We start from the raw sequence: 7,792 nt of genomic DNA, 5'->3' as shown, positions 1-7,792 counted from the left end.
GTTATTGGTATAGACTGAGGTTGTAAACGGAGGAGACAGCGCTATGCGGTTTTTCGTAAGGTTCCTGAAGGTACTCAACTCGGAGACGGCGCCCTCGCAGATAAGTCTGGCGGCTTGCTTTGCGATGGTCGCCGGGCTTACTCCCATTTCGAGCCCACATAACCTCCTCGTGCTCCTCCTGGCACTCGTGCTGACCGTAAACCTCTCCACCTTCATCCTCTGCCTGGTGCTCTTCTCGGGCTTCTCCTACCTGCTCGACCCGGTCTTTCACGCCGCCGGGCTCGCGATACTCACGGCTGGTTCCCTGGAGGGGCTCTGGACGTCGCTTTATAACATTACCTTCTTCAGGCTCATCGGCTTCAACAACTCGGTCCTCATGGGGAGCCTCGTCTTCTCCCTCGCACTCTTCGTGCCGCTCTTCTTCGTCTTGAACGTCCTTATACGCAACTACCGCGAGCACGTGCTCGAGTGGGTGCAGAAGACGAAGTTCATGCAGGCGCTCAAGGCGTCGAAGTTCTACCGCCTGTATACGTCGTACTCGGAGATGGGGGGCGGGGGGGTGGGGCTGTGAAGATAAGGTGGCAGGGGCTCATAGGTTTTGTCGTCGTCTCGACACTGATATTCGCCGGTTGGTATATCTTCGCTGACGGGATAATACGGCGCGCCATAGAGAGGGCCGGCACCGAGGCGGTGGGCGCGATGGTGGAGCTCGAAGACGCGGACTTAACCCTCTTCCCGCTCGGCCTTACCCTCACGGGCCTCGAGGTAACGAACCCGGACGAGCCCATGACCAACGCCGTCGAGGTCAAGAGGATAGCTTTTTTGATCGATCCGGGCAGGGCGCTCGAAAGGAAGGTTATAGTCGAGGAGCTTACGGCCGACGGGATACGTTTTAACACCCCGAGGGAGCGCTCCGGGGCCGTGGATACGGCGCTGGAAAGGGCTTCGGCCGGTGTAAAGGAAAAGGCGGAGGAGGTCTTCGCCATGCCGTCGTTCGACCTCCCCGACATTAGGGCGGTGCTCTCAAAGGAAGGGCTCAAGAGCCTGGAGCTGGCGGAGGCGCTCAAGAGGGATATCGAGGCCGACAGGAAGAGGTGGGAGGGGGAGATGAAGGGGCTCCTCGATAAGGAGAAGATAGCCTCTTATAAACAACGGATCGAAAAGCTCAAGGGCTCGAAGAGCGGCGGCGTTGCGGGGCTCATCGGCGGGGCGGCCGAGGCTAAGAAGCTTCAAGAGGAGATCTCAGGCGAGATAGAGAGGGCCAGGAAGCTTAACACGGAGCTTCAGCAGGGGATCAAGAGCTATAAGGCGCGGATAGAGGAGGCCAGGAAGGCCCCGAGCGAAGATATAAAACGGCTCAAGGAGAAGTACTCCCTTACGCCCGAGGGCCTTTCGAACATAAGCCGCAACCTCTTCGGGGCCCGGCTCGGGGGTTCCGTGGATAAAGGGCTCGGATGGTACCGGCGCCTTGCGCCCTACCTCGGGGGAGGGATAGAGAAGGTCGGGGGTAAAGAGGTCGTGCGCCCCGTACGCATGAAGGGCGTGAACGTACGGTTCACGGAGCGCGAGCCCACACCGGAGTTCCTTATCCGGAAGGCCGCCCTTAGCGTGTCTATCCCGGCCGGGGAGATAGCCGGTACTGTCAGGGACATAACCCCGGACCAGAAGATCATCGGTCGTCCTTTAACTTTCGACTTCTCCGGAGAAAAGCTCGAAGGCCTCGATTCGATAAAGCTCTCAGGCGCCCTGGACCACAGCGACCCCACCAACATCTCGGACACGGCGAGCTTTGATATGAAGGGGCTCCGTCTCGAAAAACGCGAGCTCTCCGTAAGCAAGGAGCTCCCCCTCGTGCTCGAAACCGCCACGGCGGACTTGACAATCGACGCGGGCTTTAAGGGCGAGGCGATGGATACGGCCATTAAGGCGGCCTTCGGCTCGGTCCGGGTGGACGCCGCAGTCGGCGCGGACGCCGGCAAGGTCGCAAAGGCGTTCGGCGAGGCAATAGAGGGGATAAGGAAGTTCGGGGTAGAGGCCGTGGTAAGCGGCACGATCGACGACCACAAGCTGAGCGTCTCCACCGACCTCGACCGGGTCTTGAAGAAGGCCCTCGGAAAGTTCGTGAAGGACCAGGCCGCCGGCTTCGAAAAGGAGCTAAAGGCCGGGATACTCGCCAAGACGGACGGCCCGCTCGGGGAGATGCTCAAGAGCTACGGCGGTGTCGAGTCCCTCGGAGGAGAGTCCGCCGGGAGGCTCAAGCAGGGCGACGGCCTCATGGAAGAGCTTGCCGGCGGCGCCACGGGCGGTATCCTGCCCGGCGGCGTTAAGCTCCCGTTCTGACAACCAACCCCATGCCGGGATTCATATGAGCGATAAGAAGAGAGGCCGTGGGTCGGTCCCCTCCCCCTCCCCCGCATCCTCCCCCACTCCTCCGGAGAGGCACGAAACAATCCGCCGCGAGATAACCTCCCTTATAGAAGACGGCCCTCTTTCGGCAAAGGATATATCAGGTCTCGTGGGAGTGAGGGAGAAGGAGGTCTACGACCACCTCGAACATATACGGAAGGCCCGGAAGCTTTTTTCCATTTTCCGGCACACGCCCGCCGAGTGCGTGAAGTGCGGCTTTGTCTTCAAGAAGCGGGAGAGATTAAAACCCCCGGGCAGGTGTCCCATGTGCAGGGGCGAAGCCATCGAACCCCCGCTCTTCTCGATAACGCCTTAGCAGCCACAGAGTTTTTCCTCCCGAAAAGTCTCTATCCCCTCTCTTACGATAAACGCCACTATGACGAGCGCGGCCGCGGGGTCGGCCCACCAGAGCCCGAAAAGGTAGTTAAGACCCAGCCCTATAAGGAGCGCCACAGAGAGGAGCGAGCAGACGAGCGTCTGCTTCGAGTCGGCCACCAGAGACCTGCTCCCCATCTCCTTACCGGTCTTGTGCTTGGCGTAGGCGAGAAAGGGCATTACGATGAGCGAGACCGCGGCTATGGCTATGCCGAAAAGGGTAGGCTCAGGGGCTTCGGCGAGGTAGAGTTTTTTAATTGACTCGTACGCTACGTATGCGGCGAGGACGAAGAAGCTCGCGCCCACGAGCCGTACGGCCTTCCTCTCCACCCTCTCTTCTTCTTCCGGGGATATCTTCCCGTGTTTCTTGAGTCTCCAGATAAGGACCCCGCCGGAGATCGACTCCACGGCGCTGTCGAGCCCGAAGCCCACGAGCGCGATGCTCCCGGAGAGGTAGCCCGCGAGGACGGAGAGGATACCCTCCAGCACGTTATAGCCGACGGTGAAGTACTCGAGCAGGAGCGCTCGTTTATGGAGATGTGGGTTCTGCACTTGCGGTGTCGGGCCGCCCGGCGGGATGCGCCAGGCGAAAGCCTATAAAGTTTTCCCAGTTGCCGGGCCAGTCATAGCGGCGGCGGGTGGTACGCACCCTTTCGGGGCACGGGACGTCCCATGAGCCCCCCCGGTGGACCTTTACCTTGCCGGTCTCCGGCCCCCTCGGGTCCTTCCCGGGGCTCTCCTTATAGTAGTTGCGGCCGAACCAGTCGCTCACCCATTCGCTTATGTTGCCCGACATGTCGTAGAGGCCCAGGGCGTTTGGCTTCTTGAGCCCCACCGGGTGGGTCCTGTCACGGGCGTAGCCGTGGTAGAATATGTATTCGCCTATCTCGCCCTTCTCGTTCGTGCCGGGCCACTGCTCCTTCCTGCCCCCGCTCCTTGCCGCGTACTCCCACTCGGCCTCGGTCGGGAGGCGGTAGCTCCCGCCGGTTTTTTCGTTGAGTTTTTCTATAAACACCTGGACCGTGTCCCAGCTGACGTTTTCGACCGGGCACATCTCGCATCCCTTGAAGTGCGAGTGGTTACGGTCCATGAGCGCGCTCCATTCCTTCTGGGTGACCTCGTACCTGCCGATGGAGAACTCCCCGACGCACACCTCGTGCGCTGGCTGCTCGTTCGAGAAGTAACGTTTGAAGGTGTTCCCCATCTCGAAGCAGCCGCCCTTTACGGATACCATTTCCGGTACCACCGGCACCGGGAGTTCTTCGGAGAGGACAAGGGAGGGGAGCGGGGTTAAAACAAGGAAAAGGGCGGCTCCGGCAAGGGCGTTTTTTCGTCTCACCGCTCGGCCTCTTTATTATTGCCGTGCCGCGGGCATTGCCATGCACCGCTCGGCCTCCTCGACGTCGGCCTTGCTGCCTATTATGAGCGAGGTCCTCTGGTGCAGTTCGGTGGGCAGGAGTTCCATTATGCGCTCCTCGCCGGTCGAGGCCGCTCCGCCTGCCTGCTCCGCGACGAAGGCAAGCGGGTTGGCTTCGTAGAGGAGGCGGAGCTTCCCTTTTTTGTTCTTCTTGTCGGCCGGATAGAGAAATATTCCGCCCTTGAGGAGGTTCCGGTGGAAGTCCGCGACGAGCGAGCCCACGTACCTTCCGCTCAGGCCGTCCTTTTTTACCTTGTCGATGTAGCTTTGGGTGCCGGGGAGCCAGTGGCGGGTGTTGCCCTCGTTTATGCTGTAGACCTTACCCTTCTCGGGTATCTTTATATCTTCGTGGGAGAGGAGGAACTCCCCGACGGTCGGGTCGAGCGTGAAGCCGTGTACGCCGTGGCCCGTTGTGTAGACGAGCATGGTAGAGGACCCGTAGATTATGTAGCCCGAGCAGACCTGCTCGGTGCCGGGCTGGAGGAAGTCATCTTCCGAGGCCTTCTTGCCGCCCGAGGGGCTGCGGAGGATGGAGAAGATGGTCCCGACGCTTATGTTGACGTCTATGTTCGAGGAGCCGTCGAGAGGGTCGAAGAGGAGGAGGTACTTCCCCCTGGGGAACCTGTCGGGTATCTCTATGACGTCGTCTACTTCCTCGGAGGCCATTCCCGCCAGGTGCCCGCCGTGCTCCATTGTCTGGACCACCCTGGCGTTGGCGTAGTCGTCAAGTTTCTGGACCTCCTCGCCCTGCACGTTCGTGTGGCCCGTGGCCCCGAGGATGTTTATCAACCCAGCCTTGTTGACCTCCCGGGAGATTATCTTGCCGGCGAGGACCAGTTCGGAGAAGAGTCCGGTGAAGTCTCCGGTAGACCCGGGGAAATGCCTCTGCTCTTCGAGCAGGAATTTGATGAGCGGCATGCCGGTCTTCATAATACCCCGCCTCCTCCCAACTTTTTTAAAGGACCCCGTGACGGGGTTTCAATTTCCGAACTACCGTCAGGGATATGCGACATTAAAACCGTAATGGGACCGCATACACGCTAACCGTGCGGCAGCACCCTATGCTGTGGCCACGGCCCCGGTCTCGGGGAAGGTAAAACCCTCCAGCTCTTCGACCGTAAAGAGCCCCGGGTACTTTTCGTCTTCGAGGAGTATCTTCCTTACCTTGCCCTGCCAGAGCGAGAAGAACTTTTCCTTCTCCTCGTCGGTGGCCTTGTCCTGCATCACGAGCGGCATGAGCTCGCCGAGCTCATCGTCCGGCGGCAGGGCCTGTGGGTTGTAGACGATGCTTACGGCCTTGCCCGTGTCCTCTCTCTGGAAGATGAAGGTCCCGAACTGGAAGTCCTGCGAGTCGAACCGGAGCTTGTCGAACCTGCCGTACCTGCCCCCGAGCCCCTTGAACCCGGTTATTCCGGCCGCGCCCGTTATGAGCGAGATGACCTGGGCCTGCGGGCCGTAGGCGAGGTCCGTGGCTCCGCCCTTTACGAGCACCCTTATCTGGCTCCTTACCGGTATTTCGTCGCCGTAGAGAGCTTTAAGGGCCTTTGCCGTAAGCTTATACGCGCCCGAGACCGCCGGGCAGGAATGGCCAGCGAGCTTTACCGCGTCTTTATAGGTGAAGACGAACGGCTCGCCTTCCTTCTGTGCGCCGAGGATGTAGGCGAGCGGGTCCCTTACCTTTATGGTCTCCACCTCGTCGAAAAAATCCTGGCGCCACTTCGTCTCTTCTTTTTCCACCTTTTCCACTTTTCCCAATTTAACGTGCTCCTTTCGGTATGTTATGTAGTGTAGAATATATAAGTGTAGCAGAATGGGTTTAAGGTAGTCAAGCGACCCGTCGAACGGGATATTGCAAAGTTACCTTTGAAAAGAATAAAAAAGGGGTAGGGTCTAATTCAGACCCCACCCCTTTTCCTTAGTCCTTCACCCGGATGGGGAAGGCTTTTTTCCCATACCGGCGAGCATAAATACGCTTGCCACTACGGGTTGTAATATAGGCGACAAAAATCAACCTATATCCTTTTTTGCTCTTTTTCATTGGCCCTACCTCCTTTCCTTTTGGAGTAGGGCCTTGACAAGAAATTTTCCAGATGCTATAATTTTAGCTGTAGTTAATAGCACTTGGGCCTTCTCATCAAGGCCCCCTGTTGTTACGAATAAACCCTACCTGCCAGTAGGGTTTATTCGTTTATAACCCCTTCCATTCCTGCTCACCTCCTTTCTTCTATTCATTTTCCGCACTCTCTTTTTCCCCTCTTTTCATCAATTGATCGAATGCATCGAACCATTTTGCTTTGACTTCATCTGACCAATCAGGGTCAAAACTTGGGAATTTTGATAATAGTAGTTGTGGCCATTCAACCTGTTTACTCTGCTCAGGGGGAGAAGGTTCACTCTCAGGAGTTCGCTTAAATGTTTTCCTTTTTTTTGGTTTACTCTTCACTACAGAATTTTTAGTCCCATGCTTCGCCTTCAGAATATAGGGCGATATAGCGATATGTGCATCTTTAGCGGCTTCTATGAAAAATTTGACGCATTTTCGGATGGTCCCACCCCCAGCCCCCACGTTTTTAAATTCATCCTCTAATTGATGGGCAGTTGCATTTTCCAAATCAAATTCTTTTCTGAAGAGAAAAGGAAAAGAAGATTGAAGGATTTCCGTTAGATTTTTTTGTCTCTCTGCGCCCTCAGACTTTACCAAACGAGTTAGCTGCTCTGTCGAACCTCCCTTTTCTGTGATTAATCTCAAATACTTCAATGCCGCTAGAAGTTGTTGTTGTAATCCTCCCGACATCGTACCCATTAGGCTACGGTCAATACGACTCGGCACCCCTTGCTGTAAGCTACCAATGAAATTGCGGAAAGTCTTATAGGGGATATAAGGCGGGACTCCAGTTTTTGCATGCGATTGACTATTTTCTTTTTTCATAAGGCCTCCTATGGGCAAGATTTATTCCATTCTTAAAGTAGAATACATGAAATTCCATTCCAAGTCAAGTGTAAATATTCCAACGTGCAACTTTGCCGAAAATATTTTTTGGAATTGATATGCTTGGGTCAGGAGGCGATAGAAATGCGTGAAAAACTCGTTATTATGCGGTTTTTTGGGGGGGGCCATTGCTAGGGAAGGTGTGGGATTCCAACGATAGCGGAGTTTTTGTGGCCGATTAAAAGACTTTCGGCTTATTATTAGAAGGGAATGAGGAGATCATGCTGGTGGGATTCCCATGGGAAGATGCTTTTATATGAGACTCTTCATTTGAAGAAAAGAAGGAACCCCGTTGGACGGGGCGGTTTTAGAGCAAGTATTACCCCTCCATCACCCTTTCGTATATCCCGCGCACCTTCTCCGCATACCCGAGGTACTCGTCGAGGAGTTTCTCCCCTTTACCATCGACATTTTCCCCCCATACCCTTCGGGCAAGGGAGGCGAGCTCGTGGGAGCCTTTTTGCAGGACGCCTTCGGGCCTGTCGTGCACTATCCGAAGGCGCGTCTCCAGGAGCCTGTAGAACGCGTAAGCGTCGCTGAGGACGTTGAAGTCCTCGAGAGACAGGAACCCCTTGAGCTTGAGCTTCTCAAGGGCCGTGGGCGTA

9 protein-coding genes are annotated in these 7,792 nt (G+C 56.6%); 3 read left to right on the top strand and 6 right to left on the bottom strand.

Annotation, left to right across the window (positions count from 1 at the left end):
* Window positions 1-43 precede the first annotated feature (43 nt).
* From V3W31_07090 to V3W31_07080, 3 genes are read left to right on the top strand one after another with little or no spacing between them, the layout of a single operon-like run.
* Window positions 44-571: a TIGR03546 family protein gene (locus V3W31_07090; protein ID MEE9614703.1), complete on the top strand. Its 528-nt coding sequence runs from the start codon at window positions 44-46 to the stop codon at window positions 569-571.
* Complete coding sequence (locus tag V3W31_07085; GenBank protein ID MEE9614702.1) at window positions 568-2,340, top strand: TIGR03545 family protein; 1,773 nt, start codon at window positions 568-570, stop codon at window positions 2,338-2,340. The genes V3W31_07090 and V3W31_07085 overlap by 4 nt, the downstream gene beginning before the upstream one ends.
* 25 nt (window positions 2,341-2,365) lie before the next feature.
* Window positions 2,366-2,722: a transcriptional regulator gene (locus V3W31_07080; GenBank protein MEE9614701.1), complete on the top strand. Its 357-nt coding sequence runs from the start codon at window positions 2,366-2,368 to the stop codon at window positions 2,720-2,722.
* On the opposite strand, the gene V3W31_07075 is transcribed toward V3W31_07080, so the two are convergent.
* The 6 genes from V3W31_07075 to V3W31_07050 form a co-directional block, all read right to left on the bottom strand.
* Window positions 2,719-3,333, bottom strand: coding sequence for a cation transporter (locus V3W31_07075; protein MEE9614700.1), 615 nt, complete (start codon window positions 3,331-3,333; stop codon window positions 2,719-2,721). The two genes, V3W31_07080 and V3W31_07075, sit on opposite strands and share 4 nt — an antisense overlap.
* Window positions 3,311-4,120, bottom strand: coding sequence for an SUMF1/EgtB/PvdO family nonheme iron enzyme (locus V3W31_07070; protein ID MEE9614699.1), 810 nt, complete (start codon window positions 4,118-4,120; stop codon window positions 3,311-3,313). Before V3W31_07070 ends, V3W31_07075 begins: the two co-directional genes overlap by 23 nt.
* A gap of 15 nt (window positions 4,121-4,135) precedes the next feature.
* Complete coding sequence (fbp, locus tag V3W31_07065; protein ID MEE9614698.1) at window positions 4,136-5,128, bottom strand: class 1 fructose-bisphosphatase; 993 nt, start codon at window positions 5,126-5,128, stop codon at window positions 4,136-4,138.
* Window positions 5,129-5,257: 129 nt separating this feature from the next.
* Window positions 5,258-5,944 (bottom strand): FmdE family protein, encoded by a 687-nt coding sequence (locus tag V3W31_07060; protein MEE9614697.1) that lies wholly within the window; start codon window positions 5,942-5,944, stop codon window positions 5,258-5,260.
* A gap of 478 nt (window positions 5,945-6,422) precedes the next feature.
* On the bottom strand, window positions 6,423-7,127 hold the full coding sequence (locus V3W31_07055) for a DUF5343 domain-containing protein (GenBank protein ID MEE9614696.1): 705 nt from the start codon (window positions 7,125-7,127) through the stop codon (window positions 6,423-6,425).
* A 379-nt stretch (window positions 7,128-7,506) separates the two neighbouring features.
* The coding region (locus tag V3W31_07050; protein MEE9614695.1) for a hypothetical protein at window positions 7,507-7,792 on the bottom strand (286 nt) is incomplete at its 5' end.

Source organism: Thermodesulfobacteriota bacterium (genome assembly GCA_036482575.1).
In the GTDB taxonomy this organism is placed as follows: Bacteria; Desulfobacterota; GWC2-55-46; order GWC2-55-46; family JAUVFY01; genus JAZGJJ01.
The sequence above is the reverse complement of the archived record's forward strand: the minus strand, read 5'-3'. Positions and strand labels throughout refer to the sequence as shown.